Source organism: Mesorhizobium sp. ZC-5 (assembly GCF_025753855.1).
In the GTDB taxonomy this organism is placed as follows: domain Bacteria; phylum Pseudomonadota; class Alphaproteobacteria; order Rhizobiales; family Rhizobiaceae; genus Neomesorhizobium.
The window spans coordinates 1-26,217 of the sequence record NZ_JAOWPT010000010.1 but is presented as its reverse complement, the minus strand read 5'-3'; the positions used below and the strand labels follow the sequence as shown (position 1 = coordinate 26,217).

Here is a 26,217-nt window from a genome sequence, read left to right as displayed (position 1 = left end):
GGGGAGAAGGAAGGAACTCAACCGATGACCGTCCTCCGCCTTTCCGGCATCACCAAGCGCTTCGGCCCGCTGGTTGCCAACGATGACATCTCCTTCGACCTGAAAAAGGGCGAGGTGATCGCGCTGCTTGGCGAGAACGGCGCCGGCAAGACGACGCTGATGAACATTCTGTTCGGCCATTATGTTGCCGACGAAGGAAACATCGAGGCATTCGGCCAGCTTCTCGCACCGGGCGACCCGAAGGCGGCGCTTGCTGCCGGCATCGGCATGGTGCACCAGCATTTCACCCTTGCCGACAACATGAGCGTGCTGGAAAACATCGCGCTCGGGACGGAGAGCCTGTGGCGTCCGCGCCTCGATCGCTCATTGGCGCGCCGCCGTATCAGCCAACTGTCGAGCGATTTCGGCCTCGCCGTCGAGCCCGACGCATCGGTGGCCTCGCTTTCGGTCGGCGAACGCCAGCGCGTCGAGATCCTGAAGGCGCTTTACCGCGATGCGCGCATTCTCATCCTCGACGAGCCGACCGCTGTGTTGACGCCGGCCGAGACCGATGCGCTGTTCCGCACCCTGAAAATGCTGGTCGCCAACGGCCTTTCGATCATCTTCATCTCACACAAACTGCATGAGGTGATGGCCGTCAGCGATCGGGTTCTGGTGCTGCGCTCCGGCAGGCTTGCGGGCGAACGGACGACCGCTCGGACGACCCGTCGTGAGCTCGCCACGCTGATGGTCGGCCAGGAGGTGACGCCGCCGAAGGTCGCAGGGGTGGCGCGTGGCGAAGCACTTTTCGCGCTGGAGCGGGTATCGACAGCGCCGCTCGGCTCTGGTGCTTTTCTCCACGATGTGTCGCTGACGCTTTTTGCCGGCGAGATCGTCGGTCTTGCCGGCGTTTCGGGAAACGGTCAGGCAGCTTTGGCTGGACTTATCGCCGGCACCGAGAATCCCGCATCCGGCAAAATGCTGGTGCGCGGCAAACTGGTCGGCGGCTGGTCACCGCGCGCCGCCCTCGATCACGGCATCGCACGCATCCCGGAAGACCGCCACGCCGTCGGCACCATCGGCGATATGAGCGTCACGGAAAACGTCATCGCCGAACGTTACCGTTCCTCTCCCTTTTGCCGTCGCGGCTTCCTCGACTGGAAGGCAGCGAAACATTTCGCCGAAGGCCTTATCCGCGACTACGACGTCAAATGCCCGTCGCCGGAAGCGCGCATCCGGCTTTTGTCGGGCGGCAACATGCAGAAGCTCATTCTCGGCCGCGCGCTCGATCCCGAGCCGGCGATCGTGCTTGCCAACCAGCCGGCACGCGGGCTCGATGTCGGCGCCGTCGCTTATGTGCATGGCAAGCTGCTGGATGCGCGGGCGCGTGGTGCCGCGGTACTGCTGATTTCCGAAGACCTGGAGGAGATAGTGGCACTGTCCGACCGCATCGTCGTCATCTCCAAGGGCAGGTTGTCGGCTCCGTCGGGCAGGGGAGAGCGCACGATAGGAGAGATCGGCGAACTGATGGCGGGACACAGCGAGGTTGCGGCGTGATGACCGAAACACGCGCCACGTTTTCTCCTCCGTCAAGGGAGGAGATGGCAGCGCAGCAGCCAGAGGTGGTCGGCAAAGGCAGCGCTAGGCACAAAAGAACGTCGAGCACTGCTGCATGTACCCCACCCGGCCGCTGCGCGGCCACCCCCCCTCGAGGGGGACGGCATAATGCGGCTTGAACCGAAACCAGCGCCGTCGTTTGCCGCGACACTCGCCTATCCCCTGGCCGCCATCGCAGCGACCGTCCTCATCGCCTCGCTGCTGGTGTTGGCCGCGGGCGCTTCACCGTTTTCGGTGTTCTATCTAGTCGCTAAGGGCGCGGCCGGCTCGCAATTCGCGCTGCTCGAAACGCTCACCCGCGCCACGCCGCTGATCTTCACCGGGCTGGCCGTGGCCGTCGCCTTCCGCGCAAAACTCTGGAACATCGGCGCCGAAGCGCAACTCTATATAGGCGCCGTGGTGACCGTGGTGCTCGGCACCGGCGCTTTGCCGCTCCCTGCGGGCCTGCTCATTCCAATCATCATGCTTGCAGCGATGGCCGCTGGTGCGTTGCTGCTCGCCGGGCCGGCGCTGCTGAAAACAAGGTTCGGCGTCGATGAGGTCGTCACCACGCTGCTGCTCAACTTCATCGTGCTTTTGTTCGTTTCCATGCTGCTCGAAGGGCCGCTCAAGGATCCGATGGGCTTGGGCTGGCCGCAGTCCTCGAAAGTCGTCGCCGATGCGCAGCTGCCGCGCATCATCCAGGGGAAACGCCTGCATTTCGGCTTCGTCATCGCCGTTGCCGCTGCCGTCGTCGCCTGGGTGATTATGAAGAAAACCGTTCTGGGCTACGAGATGCGCGCGGTCGGCCACAATCCGGAAGCCGCACGTTTTGCCGGCATTCCGGTCAACCGCGTGCTGATGAAGACGGCGCTGTTGTCCGGCGGCCTGGCGGCGCTCGCGGGCTTCTCGGAAGTGTCCGGACTTAAGGGTAACCTCACCCTCGATCTGTCGCCCGGCTTTGGCTATTCCGGCATCGTGGTTGCTATGCTCGCCATGCTCAATCCGCTCGGCGTGGTGGCGTCGGCGATCTTCGTCGCCGGCATCTTCGTCGGCGCCGATGCGATGAGCCGCGCCGCCGGCGTGCCTAGCTACATCGCCGACGTGATGGTTGCGACTGCGCTTTTGTCGATGGTCACGGCGATCTTGTTTTCCAGGTATCGGGTGAGGTGGAGGTGATGGAACAAGCCATCGAAATCCTCTTCACCGCCTCCTTTTGGGTCGCCGCGATCCGCATCGCCTCGCCGCTGATCTTCGCCACCATGGGTGAACTGATCTGCGAACGGGCAGGCGTGCTCAATCTCGGCATCGAGGGCATCATGACGGTCGGCGCCTTCGCCGGCTGGTTCACGGTCTACTCGGGCGGCGACCTGTGGACCGGCGTGCTGGTCGCGGCTTTCGCCGGCGCCTTGTTCGGCCTGCTCCATGCAACGCTTACGGTGCCGCTCGGCCTGTCGCAGCATGTCGTCGGCATCGGCGTCACGCTGCTCGCCACCAGCCTGACCTACTTCATCTATCGTCTCGCCCTGCCGGAGGTCACCTCGCCGCCCAAGATCGAGCCGTTCCAGCCGTGGCCGATCCCGGGTCTGTCGAAAATACCGGTCATCGGCGAAGCGCTGTTCGCGCAGACGCCACTCACCTATCTCGCCTTCATCACCGTCGCGGTGGTCGCCTGGGTACTCTACCGCACGCCGCTTGGGCTCGCCATGCGCGCCGCCGGCGAGAACCCGTCGGCCGTCGAAGCGCAAGGCATCAGCGTCATCGGCATCCGCATGGGCGCGGTGATGGCCGGCAGCGCGCTGATGGCAGTTGGCGGAGCGTTCCTCACCATGTCGGCGTTCAACTCCTTCTTCTTCGAGATGATCAACGGCCGCGGCTGGATCTGCATCGCGCTGGTTGTCTTCGGCTCGTGGCGTCCCGGCAAGGCGCTGGTCGGCGCGATCCTGTTTGCTGCCTTCGACGCCTATCAGGTGCGCCTGCAGCAGCTTTCCGGCGGCGTCGTGCCCTACCAGGTCTTCCTGATGATGCCGTATGTGCTGTCCATCCTGGCGCTTGTGCTGGTTGCGCGCCGAGCCACCTATCCGAAGGCGCTGATGATCCCTTATCAGAAAGGCGAAAGATGAGTTTTGACCTGATCGTCAAGGGCGGCACGCTGCCGGACGGCCGCGTTGCCGACATCGGCATTATCGGCGAAAACATCACTGCGATCGAGCCATCGCTTCCGGCTGGACCCGCGAAGATCGTCGACGCCACGGGAAACCTCGTTTCGCCGCCCTTCGTCGATCCGCATTTCCATATGGACGCGACGCTCTCCTATGGCATTCCGCGCATCAATGCGTCCGGCACGCTGCTGGAGGGCATCGCACTGTGGGGCGAGTTGAAACCCTTGCTCACCCATGAGGCAGTGAAGGAGCGGGCGCTGAGATATTGCGACTGGGCAGTCTCGATGGGCCTGCTCGCCATCCGCACCCATGTCGATGTCTGCGACGACCGGTTGCTCGCCGTCGAAGCCCTGCTCGAGGTCAAGAAGGAGGTCGCGCCCTATATCGACCTGCAACTCGTCGCCTTCCCACAAGATGGCCTTTATCGGTCGCCGACGGCACGGCAAAACACCATCCGGGCGCTCGACCTCGGCGTCGACGTGGTCGGCGGTATCCCGCATTTCGAGCGCACCATGGCCGACGGCACCCGCTCGGTGACGGAACTCTGCGAGATCGCGGAAAAGCGCGGCCTGATGGTCGACATGCATTGCGACGAAACCGACGACCCGCTGTCGCGCCATATCGAACAACTGGCCTATGAGACACAGCGGTTGGGCCTGCAGGGCAGGGTGGCCGGCTCGCATCTCACGTCGATGCATTCGATGGACAATTATTACGTTTCCAAGTTGCTGCCGCTGATCGCAGAGGCGCAGGTATCGGCGATCCCCAACCCGCTGATCAACATCATGCTGCAGGGCCGCCACGACACCTTCCCGAAGCGCCGCGGCATGACCCGGGTCAAGGAAATGCAGGCCCACGGAATCCGCGTCGGCTTCGGTCAGGATTGCGTGCTCGACCCCTGGTATTCGCTGGGCACGGCCGACATGCTCGATGTCGCCTTCATGGGCCTGCATGTCGCCCAGATGTCGAGCCCGGCCGACATGGCGAAATGTTTCGACATGGTCACCAACGTCAATGCGACGATCATGGGCCTCGACCATCTCGGGCTGGAGGTCGGCAAGCGCGCCAGCCTGGTGGTTCTCGATGCCGGCAATCCGATCGAAGCGGTGCGCCTCAGGCCGGAGCGTCTCTGCGTCATCGCTCGCGGCAAGGTGGTGGCGGAAAGACCGCGGCAAGAGACGAGACTGTCGATCGAAGGTCGTCCGGCTGCGGTGAACCGGAGGCATGAAGCGACGTAGCTATGCCACGCCGCGCGACAGTTTGCGCACCGTCGCCTATGCCACACCAAATGGGAATAGTCATTTCCCCGGCCCCTTGATATGGACATCCCATTCAGGGCTTGGCGAAAAAATGACACTGTCGGAACTACGGGCGCCGAAAAATCTGGTTGTCGCGGGCGTGTTGCTCATGCTTGCCGGCGATTTCCTCTTCGCTCTCAACGATGCGATGGGAAAATGGCTGGTCGCCAGTTTTTCGGTCGGCCAGGTCGTGCTCATCCGCTCAATCGGCGCCTTCATCATCCTCGGCCCGATGATCGCCCGCCAGGGCACCGCGAAACTCTTCCGCATGGAGCGGCTGGATCTCCAGATCCTGCGCGTCGTCGTCACCACGCTCGACACCGCGCTCTTTTATGCAGCGGTCGTTTACCTACCGCTGGCCGATGTGATGAGCTTTTACATGGCAGGCCCGATCTATGTCGCCGCGCTCTCGCATTTCCTGCTCGGCGAGAAGGTCGGATGGCGCCGCTGGGCCGCCATCCTGATCGGCTTCTGCGGTGTCATCATCATGCTGCGGCCATCATCAGCGGCGCTGTCTCTGTCATCGATCTTCGCGCTTGTCGGCAGCCTTTCCTTCGCCCTTGCCATCATCCTTAGCCGCCAGTTGCGCGGCACCAGCGACACCACGCTGGTGACCTGGCAGACGCTGGGCAGCCTGGTTGTTGGCGGCGCGCTCACGCTTGGCAGTTGGCAAACGCCGAGTGCGCTGGATTTCGGCGCGATGCTGCTTCTCGGCATCGTCTCCTGCGGCGCGCACCTGATGATCACCAGGGCGCTGAAGCTGGCGCCGGCTTCTACGCTGGCGCCGCTGCATTATACGCTGCTTTTGTGGGCCGTGGTGTTCGGCCTTGTCTTCTTCAACGATGTGCCGAGTTCCCGCATTCTCGTCGGCTCGGCCATCATCGTGCTTGCAGGCCTGTTCATCTTCCACCGCCAGAAGGTGGTCGACGAAGTGCCGCCGGAGAATGTTCCCAAGGGCGTGAACTAAGGTTTATCCCTTCACCTTCTCGCCCTTGGGGTCGTACAACGGCCCGAGGTGGATTTTCGCGGGCGTCTTCTCCATCGCAACCACCAGTTCGTAGTCACCGGAGGTCAGGAAATCGTCGTCGACGCCATCGGCATTGCGCACATAGCCGTAGCCGACCGGTTTGCCGATCGTGTAGCCATAACCGCCGCTGCTGAGATAGCCGACCGGCTCGCCATTGCGCAAAATCGTCTCGCGGCCGAGCAGTACGACATCGGGGTCTACCGTCGTGAGGGCGACGAGGCGTTTTTTGAGCGGCGCGTTGTGGAGCTTCCCAAGCGCCTTGCGGCCGAGGAAGTCGGTATCCTTCCTGAGCTTCACCGCCCAACCAAGCCCGGCTTCGAACGGCGTGTCGTTTGGCGTGATGTCGGAGCCCCAGGCGCGATAGCCTTTTTCGAGCCGCAGCGATTCCAGCGCGCGGTAGCCGACGGGGCGAATGCCGTGTCGCGCACCCGCCGCCATCAGCGCGTCGAACACCTCGCCGACGGCCTCGATCGGCACATGCACTTCCCAGCCAAGTTCGCCGACATAAGTGACGCGCAACGCCCGTACCGTATGGCCGGCCACGGCGATCTCGCGCACATGGCCGAACGGGAAACCGGTATTCGAAACGTCGGCATCCGTCGCTGAGGCGAGGACCTCCCGCGACTTCGGCCCCATCAGCGAAAGCGTGCCGAACTTTTCCGTTACATCGGAAAGATTAACGTCCATTTCGGTTCCGATATGATCCTTGATCCAGGCCAGGTCATGGGTGCGGAAACCGGTGCCGGTGACGATGTAGAACTTTTCCTGCGCCAACCGTGCGACCGTCAGGTCGGCCTCGATGCCGCCGCGCGTGTTGAGAAGCTGCGTGTAGGTGAGCCGTCCCGCGGGCTTGTCGATGTCGTTGGCGCAGATCCAGTCGAGCGCCTTTTGTGCATCAGGCCCGGTCAGTTCGTACTTGGCGAAGGACGACTGGTCGAAGATGCCGACCTTCTCGCGGACGTGGCGGTGCTCGTCGCCGACCGGCTCGAACCAGTTCTGCCGGCCCATCGAGTAGATGTCTTCCGGCGTCGTGCCTTTCGGAGCAAACCAGTTCGGGCGTTCCCAGCCGAGCTTGGAGCCGAACACCGCGTTGTGCTTTTTCAGCCGCTCATAGAGCGGCGACACGATCGCCGGGCGGCCGGAAAGATATTCCTCATGCGGGAAGCCGATCGTGTAGTGCTTGCCATAGGCTTCGAGCGTACGGTCCGACACCCATTCGCGGTCGCGATGCAGGTTCGCGAAACGACGGATGTCGACCACCCACAGGTCGAGCGGTGCTTCGCCGTCGACGACCCATTGCGCCAATACCCAGCCTGCGCCGCCGCCCGAAGCGATGCCGAAGGCGTTGAATCCTGCGCCGACGAACATGTTGGCGCATTCGGGCGCGGTGCCGAGGATGAAGTTGCCGTCCGGCGTGAAGCTTTCCGGCCCGTTGATCATCTGCTTGACGCCGGCCGTTTCCAGCGCGGGAACGCGGGCGATGGCCTGCGCCATATGTTGCTCGAAATGGTCGAAATCGTCGTCGAACAGCCGGAATTCCCAGTCGTCGGGCACATCGCCACCGGTAAGGTCGGTCTGCCAGGCCTGCGGGTTCGGCTCGTAGCCGCCCATCACCAGCCCGCCGACCTCTTCCTTGAAATAGGTGCGGCGGTCGGGGTCGCGGATCGTCGGCGCGTCCGCGGTCAGCCCATCCAGTTTCTCGGTGATGATGTACTGGTGTTTCACCGGCTGCAGCGGCACGTTGATGCCCGCCATGGCGCCGACCTGCCGAGCCCACTGGCCGGCGCAGTTGACGACCTTCTCGCAGGCGATGTCGCCCTGGCTGGTCTTCACCGCAATGATGCGGCCGTCCTTCATCTCGAAGCCGGTGACACGCACCTCCTCGTAAAGCCTGGCGCCATGCATGCGCGCGCCCTTGGCCAGCGATTGGGTGATGTCGGAGGGGCTGGCCTGGCCGTCGGTCGGCAGCCATGAAGCGCCGACGAGGTCGGAAACCTCCATCAGCGGCCACATCTTCTTGACCTCGTCCGGCGAGATCAGCTGCATGTCCATGCCGAAACTTTTCGCGGTCGTCGCCAGCCGCTTGAACTCGGTCCAGCGGTCCTGGTTGGTCGCCAGCCGCAGGCAGCCAGTCATCTTCCAGCCCGTGGCAAGGCCGGTCTCCGCCTCCAGCCCCTTGTAGAGGTCGACGGAGTATTTGAGCACACGGGTGATCGACGCCGACGACCGCAATTGCCCGACAAGGCCCGCCGCATGCCAGGTCGAGCCGGAAGTCAGCTTGCCCTGCTCGAGCAGGATCACGTCGGCCTTGTGGTCGCGCGCCAGGTGATAGGCCGTCGAGCAGCCGATGATGCCGCCGCCGATGACGACGATCCCGGCATGGCTTGGCAATGTCATGAGGATGTCCCGTATTTCGTTCTGTAGTTTTCCAGCGCGGTCTCGAGCCGTGCCAAATTCTCCGCGGTGTAGGCAACATAGTCGGCGCCGGGCGCGGTGAGATGCAGTTCCGAGACCATGCTCCACATCGCCTCGCGCAGCAGCGAGGCGCATTGCATGGCCATGTGGGAGCGGTGTGTCTCGGCGTCCGGTTGCCGGCCGAAATAGGCGGCCAGCAATTCGTCGGATTCGTCCTGCGTCATGCCGGCATTGGAAGCGATGCCGGCGAGGTCGAACATCGCGGTGTTGAAACCGGCATATTCGAAGTCGATCAGCCAGAGCTTGTCGCCATCGTCGAGGAAATTCGCCGGCAAAAGATCGTTGTGGCCGAAGATCACCGGCAGCGGCATCTGCGCGCGTTCGAGTTCGTCGGCCAGTTCGAGATAACTCGGCAGCCTGTCTTTCAAGCGGCTGTTTCCGCCCTCCAGCGTGCGTGCGTAGTCGCGGATGACGTGGAAAACCCAGAACATGAAGCCGGCGCCCGAAACATGCCGGGGCATGACCTGATGGAAATTGCGCACGAGTTCGGCGATGCGCAGCCGGTTCCGGCGCACGTCGTCCGCGCCAAAGGTCTTGGCGCCGAGATACTGCGTCACCATCACGCCGGGTTGTGCATAACGCACCTCAGGTGCGAACCCTGCCGCATGAGCCGCCTTCGCCACCATGATCTCGCGGTCACGAAAGACATGATGGAACGGGAAGTCGCTGCCGAAACGTGCCACATGCTTGCCGGCGTCGTCGCTCACCACCCAGCTTTCGTTCGAAAGCCCGCCCTTGAGCGGCTCGATCTCGATACCGCCGTTCCAGCACGGCAAGGCGCGAATGCGGTCTTCGGTTTCGGTCATGCTCCGTCCAGCAACGGCGGTTGGCTTGTACATTCCGCCGAGAAGAACCCTCGGGTTGCCCTGGTGTCAATGCGACGGCTGTGGTTTATTGTGTTTTTCTGACCGATTGGTGAGGCTTTTTGCGATCTCGTTCGATATTCTAATGTGCAAACGGTGGGGTGGAAGTTGAGTCCCGGCCAAGAGGCTGACAGGATGCGGGCATGAATCACTCGAAACGCCATAGCGACATCCTTCGGCTGGTGCAGGAAGAAGGCACCATCACCATCGCCAGCCTCGCCGACAGGCTCGGTGTATCCCTGGAGACGATCCGCCGCGATGTGAAACCGCTCACCAGCGATGGTTCGGTGCTGAAGATGCATGGCGCCATCGGGCTCCCCACGTTTTCAGGTGAAGCGCCTTTCGAAAAGCGCATGCGCGAGAACAGTGAGGCCAAGCGGGCGATCGCAAAGCATGTCGCCGCCACCATCCAGGACGGCGATTCGGTCATGATGGACACGGGTGCGACGACGAGCTTTCTGGCCCGCGAACTGCTCGGCCACCGCCGGCTCACCGTCATCACCAATTCGTCGGATATCGCCCGCACGCTGGCGACGGTGAACGGCAACCGGGTCTACATGGCTGGCGGCGAACTGCGCAACGATTCGGGAGCGGCCTTCGGCGTTTCCGCGATCGAGTTCGTCAGCCGTTTCAGCGTCGCCCACGCGGTGATTTCGGCCGGCGCCGTCGATGCGGTCGGCGGCATCATGGATTACAATCTTGAAGAGGCGGAATTCGCCCGCATGGTCTTGGCGCGCGGCGCTCGTACGCTGGTCGTCACCGATCACAGCAAATTCGGCCGGCAGGGCCTGGTGCACGTCTGCAGCTTCTCCGGATTTGGAGAACTTGTGACGGACCAGGCGCCGCCGCCCGACATCGCCACCGCGATTTCAGAGGCGGGCGCAAGGCTCACGGTTGTCGGCGATGTCGCCGAGGGCATCGTCTAAGCCCTCGCCGGATGCTGGGTCGACATCAGCCGCCCAAGCCTGTCTTCCATACGTGGAACCACGTCGCTGGGCCGTGTCCGTGCCTGGCTATTCGGCCGCCAGGCGAGGTTCGTCGACAGTCTCGGCGAAATCGGGAATGGCATCTTCCCCGTCAGGAACGATGTCCTTCTTCCTCTCCTTGCCGAAGAACAGCGCATAGCCCGCGGGCAGGACGAAGATGGTGAGAACCGTCGCGACGAGAATGCCGCCCATCATCGCATAGGCGAGCGGACCCCAGAAGACGCCGCGCGAGATCGGGATCAGCGCCAGCACGGCGGTCAGCGCCGTCAGCACGATCGGCCGGAAGCGCCTGACGGCTGCCCCGATGATCGCCTCCGACCGTTCCATGCCGGCGGCGATGTCCTGGTCGATCTGGTCGACCAGGATGATCGAGTTGCGGATGATGATGCCGAGCAGTGCGATGACGCCCAGGATCGCCACGAAGCCGAACGGCGCGCCGCTGATCAGCAGTGCTGCCGCCGCGCCGATGATGCCGAGCGGGCCGGTGGCGAGCACCAGCATTGCCTTGCCGAAATGCTGCAGCTGCGCCATCAGCAATACGACGATCACCACCAGCATGATCGGCGCCTTGGCGGCGATCGATGCCTGGCTCTCGGCCGAATCCTCCGCGCCGCCTTGCACCTCGATCCGATACCCCGCGGGGAGGCTGGCGCGCAGATCCTTCATCTCGTTGTGGAGCCGCATCACCACGTCGTTCGACTGTACGCCGTCCGGCAATGTCGCGCGCACCGCGATAGTGGGCACGCGGTCGCGCCGCCACTCGATGCCCTGTTCGAGGACAGGCACGACCTTGGCGAGCTGCGAGACCGGAACGAAGCCGCCGAAATCGGTCGGGACATAGACCGAGTTGACCGCCGAAAGGAGCGAGCGGGCGCCGTCGGGTTCGCGTGCGACGATCGAAACGGTCTCCTCGCCGTCGCGGAAGTCGTCCAGCGGAGCTCCGGACATTGCGGTCTGCAGCATTTGCCGGACACGCTGGGAGGTGACGCCGAGTGCGCGGGCGCGGTCCTGGTCGATGACCAGCTTCATTGCCGTCACCGGCTCCAGCCAGTCGTCATGCACGGCGCCGAGCAGCGGATCCTGGTGGAAGCGTTGCTTGACCTCGTCGGCGATGCGGCGCACCTCCTGGCGGTCCGGTCCCATGACGCGCAGTTGCACGGGCCAGCCGGTCGGCGGTCCGAGGAACAGGCGGTCGACCTTGGCGCGGACGGACGGGAAGTCTTCCGCCAGGATGGACCTCAGCTTGCCGATCAGCCGCTCGCGGGCCGGCTCGTCATTGGCCATGACGAGAAGCTGGGCGAAGTTGGGATTGCGCAGCTGCTGGTCGAGCGGCAGGAAGAAGCGCGGCGCGCCCTCGCCGATATAGGTGGCGATGAAGCGCTTGTCCGGATCGTCCATCATGCGGGCTTCCAGCGCCTTCGCCTGGGTCTCCACCTCTTTGATGCTGGTGCCTTCCGGCAGCCACATGTCGACCAGGATCTCCGGCCGCTCGGACTGCGGGAAGAAGTTCTGCGGGATGAACTGGAAGCTCCACAGGCTGCCGGCGAAGATCGCGAGCGTCGCACCCAGCACGATGAGGCGGTGGCGCACCGCCCAGCCGACCGTGGCCCGGAGGCGGCGGTAGAAGCGCGTGTCGAAGACATCGTGATGCCCGCCGGCATGACTGCGCTGCTTCAGGATCATGTGGCCGAGCCAGGGCGTAAAATAGACCGCGACGATCCAGGAGACGACCAGGGCGATGCCGACCACGTAGAACAGCGAACGCACATATTCGCCGGCCGTCGATTCGGCGAAACCGACCGGAATGAAGCCGGCGACCGTGATCAGCGTGCCGGTCAGCATCGGGAAGGCGGTCGAGGTATAGGCGAAGCTTGCCGCGTCGAGCTTGACCAGGCCTTCCTCGAGCTTGCGCTCCATCATCTCGACCACGATCATGGCGTCGTCGACAAGCAGGCCGAGCGCGATGATCAGGGCGCCGAGCGAAATGCGCTGCAGGTCGATGCCCAGCTCGTACATGATGGCGAAGGTGGCAGCCAGCACCAGAGGGATGGCGATGGCAATGACGAGACCCGAGCGCCAGCCGATCGACAGGAAGGAGACGACGAGCACGATCGCCAGCGCCTCGCCGAGCGCCTTCATGAATTCGCCGATCGCTTCGGTCACCACATGCGGCTGGTTGGATACCTGATCGACCGAGACGCCGTAGGGCAGGGCGGCTTCGAACCGCTTGTACGTCTCCTCGACGGCGGCGCCGACATCGGTCACCTTGAAGCCCTTGCCCATCACGACGCCGATCTGGACGCTGTCGTGGCCGTTGAAACGGAACTTGCGCTGGTAGGGATCCTGTAAGCCGGATGTAACCGTCGCGATATCGCCGAGGCGGGTTACCTTGTCGCCGGCGCGCAGCCTGAGTTCGCGGATGTCGTCGGCCTGGCGAACGTCGCCCTCGACCGAGATGCGCACCGATCGCGTGCCTGTCTCGACGGTGCCGGATGGATCGACGCTGTTCTGTCCCTTGACGGCGTTCTGTAGGTCGACGAGCGTCAGTCCGCGTTCGGCGAGAACCTTGGACGACACGTCGATGTAGATCACTTCCGGCTGATCGCCGATGATGACGGCCTTCTCGACGCCGGGCGTGGTCAGGAGCATGTCGCGCGCCTGAATGGCGAAGTCTTTCAGCTCGGGATAGGAGAAACCGTCGCCGCTCAGCGAATGCAGCGTTATGAACGTGTCGCCGAACTCGTCATTGAAATAGGGCCCGAGCAGCCCCTCGGGCAATTCGCCGGCGATGTCGCCGACCTTCTTGCGCACCTGGTAGAAAGCGTCGGCCACTTCGGCACTGTTCGTGTCGCCCTTGATCTGCACCGTGATGATGGCGCTGCCGGCGCGCGAATAGGAGCGCACGAAATCGAGATGCGGCGTCTCCTGGAGCTTGCGCTCGATCTTGTTGACGACCTGGTCCTGCATGTCCTGCAGCGAGGCACCCGGCCATATGGCCTGCACGACCATGACGCGGAAGGTGAATTCCGGATCCTCGCTCTGGCCCATGCGCATCAGGCCCATTGCGCCGGCGATGATGAGCAGCGCAAAGAGGAACCGCGCGATGCTCGGATGACCGATCGCCCAGCGCGACAGGTTGAACCTTGTTTTCTGCCCTGCGGACGTCGCCATTGGCCGTCTCCGGTCGATCGGTGCGATTTATGGGTTCAGCGAAGCTCGGCAGCCGCCGAAAGATCGCCTTCCGGCAGCTTCACCTTGAGATTTTCCGCCATGAACTGCGTGCCCGCCGCGACCACGAGATCCCGCGGCTGCAGGCCGCTGGCGACGCGCACGCCGTTGGGGCCGAAATCGGTCACCTCCACTTCACGGGCATGGACGGTCGCCTGGTCGCGATCGACGACCCAGACGATCTTTTTGCCCGCCTTCTCGGCCAGCGCTTCGATTGGAACCGAGATCAGCGGGCGATCGATCGTGATCGTGGCGGCGACGGTTGCGGTCATGCCGAGCAGGACGCGGGGATCATCCGGCAGGCTGACACGCACCGAGAAGGTGCGCGACAGCGGGTCGGCGCTGCCGGAGAGTTCCCGTACCTTGCCGTCAAGCCGCAGCCGGTCGTCCGTCCAGAAGCCGACGGCGACGGGCTGGCCCGGCTTGAAATGCGAAATGTCGCTCTCTGGCACGGCGATCTGGATTTCCTTCTCGCCATCGACCGCGACGGTGACGACGGGCGTGCCGATGGCGACCACTTGCCCCCGGTCGGCGCCGATCGAGGTCACCATGCCGCCCTGGTCGGTTCTGAGTTCGGCGTAGCCAACCTGGTTGGCCGCCTGCCGCCGCGAGGAGCGCGCGGCGTCGCGCGTTGCGACCGCCTGCTGGTATGACAGCGTCGCGGTATCGAGGTCGGCCTGCGGCGAGAACTTTTTGGCGAACAACTGTTCGGCGCGCTTCATCGCGAAGCCGGCGGTTTCGACCTGTCTTTCGGCCGCGGCCAGGTTGGCGTCGGCGGTCGTGACCGCGAGTTCGTAGTCGGTTGGATCGATGCGGGCCAGGAGGTCTCCCGGTTTCACCCGGTCGCCGATATCGACATGCCGCTCGATGACCTTGCCGGCGACGCGGAAGCCGAGGTTCATCTCGGTGCGCGCTTTCACGGTGCCGGAATAGTCGAGCTTGCGGGTGGCGTCGGCATTGGCAATCTCCACCACCTTTACGGGGCGGACGACCTCGGCGACCGTCTCGGTCTTGGCTTCGGTGCAGGCGGCAACGCCGACGCCAAGGCCGGCAAGCAGCACCAGCCTGGCAAATGGACGCAAACTGGCATTGAAGGTCTTGAACGAAAGCATCGTTCGCACTCCTGGAGGTTTCCGGATGATTGCTGTTGCGGCCCTGCCGCCCTGGCTAAATTTTCAGCGCCCTGATCGCATAGTCGACCAGTTCTTCGACCGTGGCGCGGTTCGTCTTGGCAAGACATTGCGCCACCATTTGCGGGTGGCAGAGGGTGACCGTTGCGGCGCCAAAGCAACGGGATGCAATGACAGGATCCTGCTCGACGAACTCTCCCGCTTCGATGCCGTCGCGGATGATTTCGGCGATGAGGTCGTGGATGCGGTTGATGTGCCCGTCGATGACGTGCCAGTCACGCTCGAGGGCAACAACGACCATCTCGTGCACCTTCTCGTGATCGAGCATGGTGTCGAGCGTCCATTGGTACTGTGCGTGGACCAAGGCGCGCAGCCGATCGCTGGCGCTTGCCTGCATATGCCGCACGTCATGCGCGTTCTTGTAGCAGATTGCGAGCATGCGGCCGCAGACGGCCTGGTGGATTTCGACCTTGGAATCGAAAAACCGATAGATGTTGGCCGGCGACATGCCGAGGTCGCGGGCGATGTCGGCAACCGTGGTCTTGCCGTAGCCATAGTGCCGAAACAGCCGCTCGGCGGATTCGAGGATGCGTTCGACCATCTCCTGCTTGGGAGAATCAAGAACGCTTTCTGCTGCTGCGCTGTCCATTTTGAGTCGAACTGCCTACGACTGACGAATTTTCATTTTCGTCAGTCGTAAACCGTTATGGGCTTTTCGTCAAGCGCGGCGGACGGGTTGCGTCCGCATGCGGCCGTGTGTCGCTGCCTGATATCAGCCCTTCACGAACGCCAGCAGGTCCGGATTGACGATCTCGGGATGCGTCGTGCACATGCCGTGCGGCAGGCCCTTGTAGGTCTTCAGCGTGCCGTTCTTCAGCAGCTTGGCCGACAGCGGCGCCGAGTCGGCATAGGGCACGATCTGGTCGTCGTCGCCATGCATGACCAGCACCGGCACGTCGATCTTCTTCAGGTCGTCGGTGAAGTCCGTTTCAGAGAACGCCTTGATGCAATCGTAGTGGGCCTTGGCGCCGCCCATCATGCCCTGCCGCCACCAATTGTCGATAATGCCTTGCGAAACCTTGGCGCCGGGACGGTTGAAACCGTAGAAGGGACCGGTGGGCACGTCGTAGTAGAACTGCGCGCGGTTGGCGACCAGGGCGGCGCGAAATCCGTCGAATACCTCGATCGGCAGGCCGCCCGGATTCTTGTCCGACTTCACCATGACCGGCGGCACGGCGCCGATCAGCACAGCCTTGGCGACGCGGCCAGGCTTGGCGCGGGCGACATAGTGAGCAACTTCGCCGCCGCCCGTGGAGTGGCCGACATGGACCGCGTTCTTCAGGTCGAGCGCCTCGGCCAGTTCCGCGACGTCCGCCGCGTAGGTGTCCATCTCGTTGCCGGTTGCGGTCTGGCTCGAGCGTCCATGGCCGCGGCGATCATGGGCGATGACGCGGTATCCCTGCTCGAGGAAAAACATCATCTGGTTATCCCAATCGTCGCCGCTCAGCGGCCAGCCATGGTGAAAGACGATGGGCTGCGCGCTCTTGGAGCCCCAGTCCTTGTAGAAGATCTCGGTGCCGTCCTTTGTGGTGATCGTGCTCATATCTCTTCTCCGTTGTGTTTTTCGGGGCGCCGGATCAGCGCTCGATGTGGACAAGGTAGGCTCTCGCGGGCATTGTGACGCTTGGCGGAACCGACATCAAGCGGGGCAAAACTGACATAGTGGCCATGCAGCGGAAAATCGTCGCGGAAATCGGGCTGGTGATTTATCCGGATGCACAGCTTGCGGCCGTGCATGGCCTCACCGATCTGTTTCGCATTGCCGGCGACATGAGTGCGGCACGCCACCACGACAGCGCGCCGGCAATCCGCGTTACCCATTGGCAGCAGGTGCAAAACTCAGGAGTCGGTTGCGTTTACGACAGCCATCCGGGCACGCCCCATCGTCCGAGCCACCTCATCGCACCACCCAGCCTGGTGATGCCGGGCAGGATGCAATCCATGCGCGGCTTCGCGACATGGCTGGCCGAGCGCCATTCCGCAGGGACGACGCTGTGTTCCGTTTGCGCCGGCGCATTCCTGCTCGGCGAAACGGGGTTGCTCGAAGGACGCGAGGCCACAACGCATTGGGCTTTCGCCGATGCTCTTGCGGAGAAGTTTCCCACCATCAAGTTGGATGTCGATCGCATGGTGATCGATGATGGCGATATCATCACGGCAGGCGGCATCCTGGCATGGACCGACCTCGGCCTGACGCTGGTCGAGAGGCTGCTCGGGCCGAGTGTCATGCTGGAAACGGCCCGCTTCCTGCTGATCGATCCGCCTGGGCGGGCTCAGCGCCCCTACAATCATTTCGTACCGCGCCTCGACCATGGCGACGCCGCCATCCTGCGCGCCCAGCACTGGTTGCAGGCGAATGGCGCGAAGAACCAATCCATCGCGCAGTTGGCCGCCGTGGCAAAGCTCGAGGAACGCACGTTCCTGCGGCGGTTCCGGAACGCGACGGGACTAAGGCCCACCGAATACGCCCAGCAGATCCGCATCGCGAAGGCACGCGAGGCACTCGAACTCAGCCGGCGGCCGATCGAGCAGATCGCCTGGGAAGTCGGCTACGGCGACCCGTCCGCCTTCCGCAAGCTGTTCCAGCGCATCACCGGCCTTGCACCGGCCGATTACAGGCGTCGTTTCGGGACTGCCGTGCAGGTCGGATAAGTTCCGAACCTAGCCGAAGATGAGCGACTGATGTGCCCCGACGCCGGCCATCGCGCCGCCGGCCACCGCGAGCGCCACGCTGTGCATGGAGCGCGCCATGTCGCCGGCGGCGTATACGCCCTTCACGCTGGTCTGCTGCCGGTCGTCGACCTTGACGACCGGGCCGAACATGCCGTCCTCGAAAGCGCAGCCGAGCTGCTCGGCGATAGGGTTCGTCATTGCGGTCTGTGAAGCGACGAACATTCCCTTCAGCGCTCTTGTCGTTCCGTCGGCCAGCGTCACCGTCAGCTCGCCATCGCTGCCTTGCACCTTGCTCAGCGCCGTAGGCTCGAAGCCCACGCCGCGCTTTTGCAGCAACGACATCTGCTCATCGTCGGGCATGAAGGCGCCGTTGCCGAACAGCATGACGGTGCCCCAGTCGGCGACCAGCAGTGCCTTGTGGGTGGACATCGCATCCTGCGCCAGCACGCCGATGGCGCCGCCGCCGAATTCGTAGCCATGGCAATACGGACAGTGCGCGACCGTCTTGCCCCATTGCTCCTGAAGTCCGGGGATCTGCGGCAGCGTGTCGTGCACGCCGGTTGCGAGCACCAGGCGGCTGCCGCTGACGCTGCTGCCGCCGTCCAGCGCGATTTCGAAGCCGTCGTCGGTAGCTCGGGCATCCGTCGCCAGGCAGGTTGCCAATCCGGCGGTCGGATAGGCGGCGAACTGCCGCCGCGCATCGTCGAGGATCGCCTGGGGCGCCCTGCCGTCATGGCCGAGGAATCCGTGCGAATGTTCGGCAAAGCGGTTGCGCGGCTGGCCGCCGTCGATGACCAGCACCTTCCGCCGTGCCCGCACTGCCTGCAGCGCGGCGGAAAGCCCGGCAAAACTACCGCCGACAACGATGACGTCATACTGCATGGCTACTCACTCCAATTTTCTCGAAACGTTTGCGGTAGTCGGCGGCGATATCCGCCAGTGTGATGGAAGAGAGCTTTTCGGCGAGCAGCTTCTCCGCCTGCTGCCGGAACTCATCCAGCGCGGCGATGACCGCCTGCTCGACCAGGCAGCCGGGGCTTTCCGGCTCGGTGCTGAAGGGCAGCAGCGATTCGCCGAGTGCCGCACTCACCTCGGCCAGCGTGATCTCTTCGGGCGGCCTCGCCAGTTGCCAGCCGCCGCCGTGGCCGCGCGTCGACGTGACGATGCCGGCGTCGCGCAGGCCGGCGATCGTGCGCCGCACGACTACCGCATTGGTGTGGATGAAGGAGGCCAGATGCTGCGAGGTCAGCGACCGGTCGTCGGTCTCGGCCATGTGCGTCAGCACATGCAGCGCGGAGGAAAGGCGGCTGTTGCGTTTCATGTAACTTATTTAGTTACGAATTGTATGCCGTCAAGATCGGGGTTCTCAGATTTGACCACCAAATCCCGCGCACCGTTTAAGCCTGCTTCCCAATCGAGGCTCCGGCGTGTTTAGTCCCGGCATGGCGTTCACCATCAGGCAGCTGCAATATTTCGTCGCCGTGGCCGAGCAGGGCACGGTCTCGCGTGCCGCCCAGAACCTGTCGATATCGCAATCGTCGGTAACCGAGGCGGTGCGGGAGCTGGAGACCGATCTTGGCGTCGAGCTGTTCGAGCGCCATCCGCGCGGCCTGACTATCACCCACAAGGGCCACCAGTTCCTGCGCCACGCGACCAAGATCCTCGCCGACGTTTCGGACGCCAGGCGCAGCTTTTTCGGCGACCGGGCGGCGACCACCGGCCGTCTGCAACTCGGCGTCACCTCGCTGGTTGCCGGTTATGTGCTGTCCGATCTCCTCGCCCGCTACCGCCGCGCCCATCCGGCGGTCGAGGTCTCGGCGATCGAGGACAATGGCGATTACCTCGAGCATCTGCTGGTCGGCGGCAAGCTGGATGTCGCCGTGATGGTCACCTCCAACCTGCGCGACCGCATGGCGCTGCAATCCGAAATCCTCGAGGTTTCTGCCTATCGCCTGTGGCTGCCGCTCGGCCACCCGCTGGCGGCGGCGGAGATCATCGGCATCGGCGACATCGCGGGGGAGCAACTCATCATGCTCACCGTCGATGAGATCGAGGAGAACACCGGCAAGCTTTTGTCAGCCATCGGCGCCAAGCCGCATGTCGCCTTCCGCACCCGTTCCGTGGAAGCGGTGCGCAGCCTTGTCGCCACCGGCGCCGGCGTGGCGCTGTTGCCCGACCTCGTCTACCGCCCATGGTCGCTGGAAGGCGACCGCATCGAGTCGCGCGATGTCTCCGGTTCGCTGCCGGTGGTGCAGGTCGGCATGGTCTGGCGCCGCGGTTCCGGCCTGCCCCAGGCGGCGCGCGATTTCATCGGCATCGCGCAGTCGCAGCGCACGGTGCGGCAACGCTGACGGAAGAAGGCAGACGCGCTTCCGGGCGGCCGAACGGGCTAGCGGTTTTCGCCACACGATCGACTAGTTCTACCCACGTCGCTCCCGCGTATGCGTCCGTATGAACAGTATCGGAAAAACCGATATCGCCCTTCTGATAAATGAATTTGCGAATGCTCCGATTTCGGCACACCTTGCGATCAGGGAACCAAGCCGCCGGTTCGATGCGGCCCCTCAAATGGGAGAGTCAACATGAAGTCGTTTCTGAAATCCTTTACGGCCATGGCGCTTGCATTGAGCTTTTCCGGGCAGGCGGCGGCGCAGCTGAAAGAGATCGGCGCCGGTGAAGGCCAGGTCAACATCATCGCCTGGGCCGGCTATATCGAGCGCGGCGAGACCGACAAGAATTACGACTGGGTCACGGAATTCGAGAAGGCGACCTCCTGCAAGGTCAATGTGAAGACGGCGGCGACGTCCGACGAAATGGTCGCGCTGATGAACGAGGGCGGTTTCGACCTGGTCACCGCGTCTGGCGACGCCTCGCTGCGCCTCATCGCCGGCAAGCGCGTGCAGCCGATCAACACCGATCTCATCAAGAGCTGGTCGACCATCGACGAGCGCATCCAGAATGCAGCCTGGCACACGGTGGACGGCGTCCACTACGGCACGCCCTATGTATGGGGCGCCAACGTCCTGATGTACAACACCGACGTCTTCAAGGAAGCGCCGAAGAGCTGGAACGTCGTGTTCGAGCCGATGGATCTGCCGGACGGCAAGCCCAATGCGGGCCGCGTGCAGGCTTATGACGGTGCCATCTACATTGCGGATGCCGCGCTCTATCTGATGAAGCACAAGCCGGAACTCGGCATCAAGGACCCTTACGAGCTCAATGAAGATCAGTACAAGGCGGCGCTCGAACTGCTGCGCGGCCAGCGCAAGCTGATCGGCCGCTATTGGCACGATGCATTCATCCAGATGGACGATTTCAAGAATGAGGGCATCGCCGCCTCGGGTTCATGGCCGTTCATGGTCAACGTGTTGAAGGCCGAGAAGGCCAAGGTCGGTTCGACCTTCCCGGAAGAGGGCATTACTGGCTGGGCCGATACGACCATGCTGCATGTCGACGCGGCCAATCCCAACTGCGCCTATATGTGGATGGAACACTCCCTGTCGCCAAAGGTGCAGGGCGACGTCTCGGCCTGGTTCGGCACTGTCCCCTCGGTGCCGGCAGCCTGCAAGGGCAATGCGCTGTTGACCGACGAAGGCTGCAAGGCCAACGGCTACGAGAATTTCGAGCAGATCAAGTTCTGGCGCACGCCGACGGCGAAATGCGCCACCCAGAACGACCAGTGCGTGCCGTACTACCGCTGGGTCTCCGATTACATCGGCGTCATCGGCGGTCGGTGAAGTTAGCCGGCTAGATGAGGCATTCTGGGCGGAATATATTCCATCCAAACACCCCTCATCCGACCTCGCTTTGCTCGGCCACCTTCTCCCACAAGGGGAGAAGGCAAGGCGTGAGCAACCGGCAGCGCTCCCCCTTCTCCCCTTGTGGGAGAAGGTGTCGCCGTTAGGCGACGGATGAGGGGTACTGTCGCGTTGTACTCGTCGACCTAGGCACGGAACTCATGACCTCTGCCGTATCCTTCAGGAAAGTCTCCCGCCACTTCGGCTCGGTGCGTGCCGTCGACGCCGTCGATCTCGACATCGTGCCGGGCGAATTCTTCGCCATGCTCGGTCCTTCCGGTTCAGGCAAGACGACCTGTCTCAGGCTGATTGCCGGGTTCGAGCAGCCGACCGCCGGCGAGATCCGGATCTTCGACGAAAAGGCCGACGGCGTCCCGCCCTATCGGCGCAACGTCAACACCGTCTTCCAGGACTATGCGCTGTTCCCGCATCTCAACGTGCTCGACAACGTGGCCTACGGGCTGATGGTGAAGGGCATCGGCAAGGCCGAGCGCAGGCGGGCGGCGGAGGAAACGCTGACGCTTGTCAAGCTGCCGGGCTATGGCGCGCGCAAGCCGGGCCAGCTTTCGGGCGGCCAGCGTCAGCGCGTCGCGCTGGCACGCGCGCTGGTCAACAAGCCGAAGGTGCTTTTGCTCGACGAACCGCTCGGCGCGCTCGACCTCAAGCTGCGCGAGCAGATGCAGGAGGAGTTGAAGGCGCTGCAGCGCCGGCTCGGCATCACCTTCGTCTTCGTCACGCATGACCAGGGCGAGGCGCTGTCGATGGCCGACCGCGTCGCCGTCTTCAACGACGGCAGGATCATGCAGGTCGGCACGCCGTCCGAAATCTACGAGCGCCCGCAATCGCGTTTCGTCGCCGATTTCGTCGGTTCGTCGAATGTCCTGCCACCCGATTTCGTGCAGCGCTATTCCGGTCAGCGGCGCTGGGGCAGCCTGCGGCCGGAATCGATCCGCATCGGCCGCAATGTGAGTGGCGATGGCGTCGCGGCGAAGCTCGTTTCCGCCAGCTATCTCGGCGCCACCACCAGGCTCGCACTCGACGCCGAGGGCCTGCGCCTGCACGCCACCGTGCCCTCCGGCGCAGCACTGCCGCCCGAGGGCGAGACGGTGACGCTCACCTTCAACCGCGAGCACCTGCACCTGATGGAGGAGGGGGCGTGATGGGCGCGGCTCTTAACAGCCGGAGACGTGGTGCTCTACGTTGCCCCCCTCTGTCCTGCCGGACATCTCCCCCACAAGGGGGGAGATTGCCTGTTATAAGCGGTTTTGCCAATCTCCAGCACTTCAGAATGGGCCGCGAACAAAGCGGCCGGCCAATCTCCCCCCTTGTGGGGGAGATGTCCGGCAGGACAGAGGGGGGCGCGAAGGAACCCGGCCTCTACTGCGAAGAGGCGCCCGCCTCATGACCGACGCCGTCCTCTCCGCCCGTCCCGTGCCCGCCATCCTGCCGCGCCGCGGCGGCTTCTTCGGCAATCTGTCCGACATCCTCTGGCGCAACCCGAAGCTGCTGCTCTTCCTGATGCTGGCGCCGCCCGTGCTCTGGCTCGGCGTCGTCTATCTCGGTTCGCTTTTCGCGCTTCTGCTGCAGAGCTTCTTTTCGATCGACGAGTTCTCCGGCCTCATCAATCGCGACTTCACGCTGAAGACCTATGGCGAGTTGCTGCTGCCCTCCAATATGGACATCATCATCCGCACCGTGGCGATGGCGGCGATCGTCACCCTTGCCTCGGCGGTGATCGCCTTCCCGATCGCCTATTACGCGGCGCGTTATGCGCGGGGCAAATGGAAGGTGTTGTTCTACCTCGGCATCATGCTGCCTCTGTGGTCGAGCTACCTGGTCAAGATCTACGCCTGGAAGCTGATCCTCGCCAAGGAGGGCATCCTCACCTGGCTGCTCGGCAAGCTGCATCTCAACTGGCTGCTCGACGCCTGGCTGTCGCTGCCGGTGGTCGGCGGCAATTCCCTGTCGGTCTCCTTCACCGGCACCTTCATCGTCTTCGTCTATGTCTGGCTGCCGTTCATGATCCTGCCGATCCAGGCGGCTTTGGAGCGCGTCCCGGCAAATCTCGTCGAAGCCTCGTCGGACCTCGGCGCCTCGCCGGGCCAGACTTTTCGCAACGTGCTGTTCCCGCTGGCGCTGCCGGGCATTGTCGCCGGCTCGATCTTCACCTTCTCGCTGACACTCGGCGACTACATCATCCCGCAGATCATCGGCACGTCGCGGCTGTTCATCGGCCAGGCCGTCTACGCGCACCAGGGCACCGCCGGCAACATCCCGCTCGCCGCCGCCTTCACCGTGGTGCCGATCGTGGTGATGGGTTTTTACCTGTGGGGAGCGAAGCGCATGGGGGCCTTCGATGCGCTCTAGTTCTCGTTTTCTGACCCCCACCCCTAGCCCCTCCCCTCAAGGGGGAGGGGCACAAGCTGACGTCTCGGTCTGGTGTCAGATACCAACGGTTTTGGACGGCGCGGCGGTTGCAAAATCCCCCTCCCCCTTGAGGGGAGGAGTTGGGGGTGGGGGTAATCTTTATCGAATAGCGCGAGGTGCCACCCATGCGCTCTGACCGCTCACAATCTGCGCCGCTCGGGCTGAAGATTGCCGCAGCCTGCGGCCTGCTGTTCCTGCATCTGCCATTGCTGCTGATCTTCGTCTATGCCTTCACGACGGAGGAAAAGAGCTACCAGTGGCCGCCGCCCGGCTTCACCACGCAATGGTTCGCGGTCACCTGGAGCCGGCCCGATGTCTGGCAGGCGCTGTCGCTTTCGGTGCAGGTCGCGGCGATCTCCACGGCGGTGGCGCTGGTGCTCGGCACGCTGTGCGCGGCAGCCGTCAGCCAGACGCGGTTTTTCGGCCGCGAAACAATCTCGCTGCTGGTCATCCTGCCGATCGCGCTGCCCGGCATTATCACCGGCATCGCGCTGCGCTCGGCCTTCAACCTCGCGGAAATCCCGTTCTCGTTCTGGACGATCGTGCTTGGCCACGCGACCTTCTGCGTCGTGGTCGTCTACAACAACGCGGTGGCGCGTTTTCGCCGCACCTCCGGCTCGCTCATCGAAGCCTCGATGGACCTCGGCGCCGACGGTTTCCAGACCTTTCGCCATGTCATCCTGCCTAACATCGGCACCGCGCTTCTGGCCGGCGGCATGCTCGCCTTCGCGCTGTCGTTCGACGAGGTCATCGTCACCACTTTCACGGCTGGCCAGCAGCAGACCCTGCCGATCTGGATGCTCGAGGAGCTGGTGCGGCCCCGCCAGCGCCCCGTCACCAATGTCGTCGCCATGGTCGTCGTCCTGGTGACGCTGCTGCCGATCCTCGCCGCCTATTACCTCACGCGCGATGGCGACCAGATCGCCGGCGCCGGCAAATAAATCGAGAAAGGGAAGCCCATGGATACCCAAATGCTGATCGGATCGAAATTCGAGAAAGGCGGCGAAGCAGAGGAGCCGATCCTCAATCCGAAGACTGGCGAGACGATCCTGTTGCTTCCCGAAGCCTCCGCTGCGCAGATCGAAATGGCGGTCGCCGCGGCTGAAAAAGCCTTTGTCACCTGGTCGCGCACCACGCCGGCCCAGCGCTCCGGCTACCTGCTGAAGATCGCCGATCGCATCGAGGCCGAGGCGGAGGAGTTTGCCAGGCTCGAGGCGCTGAACTGCGGCAAGCCGATCAATGCGGTGCTCAACGACGAGATCCCGGCGATCGTCGATTGCTACCGCTTTTTCGCTGGCGCCGTGCGCTCGATGCCCGGCGTCGTCGCCGGTGAATATCTGCCGGGCCACACCTCGATGGTCCGCCGCGATCCGATCGGCATCGTCGCCTCCATCGCGCCGTGGAACTATCCGTTGATGATGATGGCGTGGAAGCTGGCGCCGGCGATCGGCGGCGGCAACACGGTGGTGTTCAAGCCGTCCGAGCAGACGCCGCTGACGGCGCTGAAACTTGCGAAAATCCTCGCTGACGTGCTGCCGGAAGGCGTCGTCAATGTCGTGCTCGGCCGCGGCGGCAGCGTCGGCAACACGCTGATCAGCCATCCGAAAATCAACATGATCTCGATCACCGGCGACGTTGCGACCGGCAAGAAGGTGTTGGAGGCCGCTGCCAAGTCGGTGAAGCGCACGCATCTGGAGCTCGGCGGCAAGGCGCCGGTCGTCGTCTTCGACGACGCCGATCTCGACGCGGTGGTCAACGGATTGCGCGCCTTCGGCTACTACAATGCCGGCCAGGATTGCACCGCAGCCTGCCGCATCTATGCCGGCAAGAAGATCTACGACAAGCTCGTCGCAGACCTTTCGACGGCGGTCTCGACCATCAAGTTCAACCAGCCCGACGATACCGAAAACGAGATCGGCCCGCTGATATCGAAGCGCCAGCGCGATCGCGTCGCTTCCTTCGTCGAGCGTGCGTCGGAACTGAAGCACATCGAGATCACCACCGGCGGCAAGCCGGGCGAGGGCAATGGCTTCTTCTACCAGCCGACGGTGGTTGCCGGTGCGCTGCAGGAAGACGAGATCGTGCGCAAGGAGGTGTTCGGCCCGGTCGTTTCGGTCACCCGCTTCTCGGATGTCGACGAAGCGGTGACCTGGGCCAACGACAGCGATTACGGCCTCGCCTCGTCGGTATGGACGAAGGACATTTCCCGCGCCATGGCGACCGCCGCCCGGCTACAATATGGCTGCACCTGGATCAACACGCATTTCATGCTCACCAACGAGATGCCGCATGGCGGGCTGAAGCAGTCCGGCTACGGCAAGGACATGTCGGTCTACGCGCTGGAGGACTACACGGCGGTCAGGCACGTCATGGTGGCGCATGGATAGCACTACCCTTACCTTGTAACTTGAATACGTCCGCATCTGCTAAGGTAGCGGGTGCGGCGGCGGACGGGAGCACGACACACCTCTGGGCGCTCGAGCCCGTGGGAGAGCTTGTGTCGCCGTCCTCCATTC

21 protein-coding genes are annotated in these 26,217 nt (G+C 63.7%); 13 read left to right on the top strand and 8 right to left on the bottom strand.

Features of this window, described 5'->3' with window-relative positions:
- The first annotated feature begins 24 nt into the window (after nt 1-24).
- The 5 genes from OHD58_RS22065 (at nt 25) to OHD58_RS22045 (ending at nt 6,002) form a co-directional block, all read left to right on the top strand.
- The gene (locus OHD58_RS22065; RefSeq protein WP_263805640.1) at nt 25-1,536 is read left to right on the top strand and encodes an ABC transporter ATP-binding protein; all 1,512 of its coding nucleotides are present in this window, start codon (nt 25-27) and stop codon (nt 1,534-1,536) included.
- Between the two features lie 168 nt (nt 1,537-1,704).
- The gene (locus OHD58_RS22060) at nt 1,705-2,754 is read left to right on the top strand and encodes an ABC transporter permease (RefSeq protein WP_263805639.1); all 1,050 of its coding nucleotides are present in this window, start codon (nt 1,705-1,707) and stop codon (nt 2,752-2,754) included.
- Nucleotides 2,754-3,698, top strand: coding sequence for an ABC transporter permease (locus OHD58_RS22055; RefSeq protein ID WP_263805638.1), 945 nt, complete (start codon nt 2,754-2,756; stop codon nt 3,696-3,698). Before OHD58_RS22060 ends, OHD58_RS22055 begins: the two co-directional genes overlap by 1 nt.
- Entirely contained in the window at nt 3,695-4,975 is a 1,281-nt protein-coding gene (locus OHD58_RS22050; protein WP_263805637.1) for an amidohydrolase family protein, read from the top strand. Before OHD58_RS22055 ends, OHD58_RS22050 begins: the two co-directional genes overlap by 4 nt.
- A gap of 112 nt (nt 4,976-5,087) precedes the next feature.
- Complete coding sequence (locus OHD58_RS22045) at nt 5,088-6,002, top strand: DMT family transporter (RefSeq protein ID WP_263805636.1); 915 nt, start codon at nt 5,088-5,090, stop codon at nt 6,000-6,002.
- Between the two features lie 3 nt (nt 6,003-6,005).
- Here the strand turns inward: OHD58_RS22045 and OHD58_RS22040 are convergent, their stop codons facing one another.
- Both OHD58_RS22040 and OHD58_RS22035 read right to left on the bottom strand, forming a co-directional pair.
- A complete protein-coding gene (locus tag OHD58_RS22040) occupies nt 6,006-8,459 on the bottom strand; it encodes a GcvT family protein (protein ID WP_263805635.1) in 2,454 nt (817 codons plus the stop codon).
- On the bottom strand, nt 8,456-9,343 hold the full coding sequence (locus OHD58_RS22035; protein WP_263805634.1) for a choline/ethanolamine kinase family protein: 888 nt from the start codon (nt 9,341-9,343) through the stop codon (nt 8,456-8,458). Before OHD58_RS22035 ends, OHD58_RS22040 begins: the two co-directional genes overlap by 4 nt.
- Nucleotides 9,344-9,543: 200 nt before the next feature.
- Here OHD58_RS22035 and OHD58_RS22030 point away from each other — a divergent pair, with 200 nt between their 5' ends.
- Entirely contained in the window at nt 9,544-10,326 is a 783-nt protein-coding gene (locus tag OHD58_RS22030; RefSeq protein WP_263805633.1) for a DeoR/GlpR family DNA-binding transcription regulator, read from the top strand.
- A gap of 87 nt (nt 10,327-10,413) precedes the next feature.
- Here the strand turns inward: OHD58_RS22030 and OHD58_RS22025 are convergent, their stop codons facing one another.
- The 4 genes from OHD58_RS22025 to OHD58_RS22010 form a co-directional block, all read right to left on the bottom strand.
- Nucleotides 10,414-13,557: an efflux RND transporter permease subunit gene (locus OHD58_RS22025; protein ID WP_263805632.1), complete on the bottom strand. Its 3,144-nt coding sequence runs from the start codon at nt 13,555-13,557 to the stop codon at nt 10,414-10,416.
- A gap of 35 nt (nt 13,558-13,592) precedes the next feature.
- A complete protein-coding gene (locus OHD58_RS22020) occupies nt 13,593-14,726 on the bottom strand; it encodes an efflux RND transporter periplasmic adaptor subunit (RefSeq protein ID WP_263805631.1) in 1,134 nt (377 codons plus the stop codon).
- A 55-nt stretch (nt 14,727-14,781) separates the two neighbouring features.
- On the bottom strand, nt 14,782-15,393 hold the full coding sequence (locus OHD58_RS22015; protein WP_263805630.1) for a TetR family transcriptional regulator: 612 nt from the start codon (nt 15,391-15,393) through the stop codon (nt 14,782-14,784).
- A gap of 123 nt (nt 15,394-15,516) precedes the next feature.
- A complete protein-coding gene (locus tag OHD58_RS22010; RefSeq protein WP_263805629.1) occupies nt 15,517-16,347 on the bottom strand; it encodes an alpha/beta fold hydrolase in 831 nt (276 codons plus the stop codon).
- A gap of 125 nt (nt 16,348-16,472) precedes the next feature.
- Between OHD58_RS22010 and OHD58_RS22005 the strand changes: the two genes are divergently transcribed.
- Nucleotides 16,473-17,456, top strand: a complete 984-nt coding sequence (locus OHD58_RS22005) for a GlxA family transcriptional regulator (protein ID WP_263805628.1) — start codon at nt 16,473-16,475, stop codon at nt 17,454-17,456.
- A 9-nt stretch (nt 17,457-17,465) separates the two neighbouring features.
- On the opposite strand, the gene OHD58_RS22000 is transcribed toward OHD58_RS22005, so the two are convergent.
- On the bottom strand, nt 17,466-18,359 hold the full coding sequence (locus OHD58_RS22000; protein ID WP_263805627.1) for an NAD(P)/FAD-dependent oxidoreductase: 894 nt from the start codon (nt 18,357-18,359) through the stop codon (nt 17,466-17,468).
- Complete coding sequence (locus tag OHD58_RS21995; RefSeq protein WP_263805626.1) at nt 18,349-18,798, bottom strand: RrF2 family transcriptional regulator; 450 nt, start codon at nt 18,796-18,798, stop codon at nt 18,349-18,351. Before OHD58_RS21995 ends, OHD58_RS22000 begins: the two co-directional genes overlap by 11 nt.
- 121 nt (nt 18,799-18,919) lie before the next feature.
- Between OHD58_RS21995 and OHD58_RS21990 the strand changes: the two genes are divergently transcribed.
- From OHD58_RS21990 to OHD58_RS21965, 6 genes are all read left to right on the top strand, one after another.
- Nucleotides 18,920-19,828, top strand: a complete 909-nt coding sequence (locus tag OHD58_RS21990; RefSeq protein WP_263805866.1) for a LysR family transcriptional regulator — start codon at nt 18,920-18,922, stop codon at nt 19,826-19,828.
- Nucleotides 19,829-20,059: 231 nt separating this feature from the next.
- The gene (locus OHD58_RS21985) at nt 20,060-21,214 is read left to right on the top strand and encodes an ABC transporter substrate-binding protein (protein WP_263805625.1); all 1,155 of its coding nucleotides are present in this window, start codon (nt 20,060-20,062) and stop codon (nt 21,212-21,214) included.
- Nucleotides 21,215-21,435: 221 nt separating this feature from the next.
- The gene (locus tag OHD58_RS21980; RefSeq protein ID WP_263805624.1) at nt 21,436-22,434 is read left to right on the top strand and encodes an ABC transporter ATP-binding protein; all 999 of its coding nucleotides are present in this window, start codon (nt 21,436-21,438) and stop codon (nt 22,432-22,434) included.
- Between the two features lie 241 nt (nt 22,435-22,675).
- Nucleotides 22,676-23,641, top strand: a complete 966-nt coding sequence (locus OHD58_RS21975; protein WP_263805623.1) for an ABC transporter permease — start codon at nt 22,676-22,678, stop codon at nt 23,639-23,641.
- A gap of 185 nt (nt 23,642-23,826) precedes the next feature.
- Nucleotides 23,827-24,642 (top strand): ABC transporter permease, encoded by an 816-nt coding sequence (locus OHD58_RS21970; protein WP_263805622.1) that lies wholly within the window; start codon nt 23,827-23,829, stop codon nt 24,640-24,642.
- A gap of 18 nt (nt 24,643-24,660) precedes the next feature.
- Nucleotides 24,661-26,088, top strand: a complete 1,428-nt coding sequence (locus OHD58_RS21965; RefSeq protein WP_263805621.1) for a gamma-aminobutyraldehyde dehydrogenase — start codon at nt 24,661-24,663, stop codon at nt 26,086-26,088.
- Nucleotides 26,089-26,217: the final 129 nt, after the last annotated feature.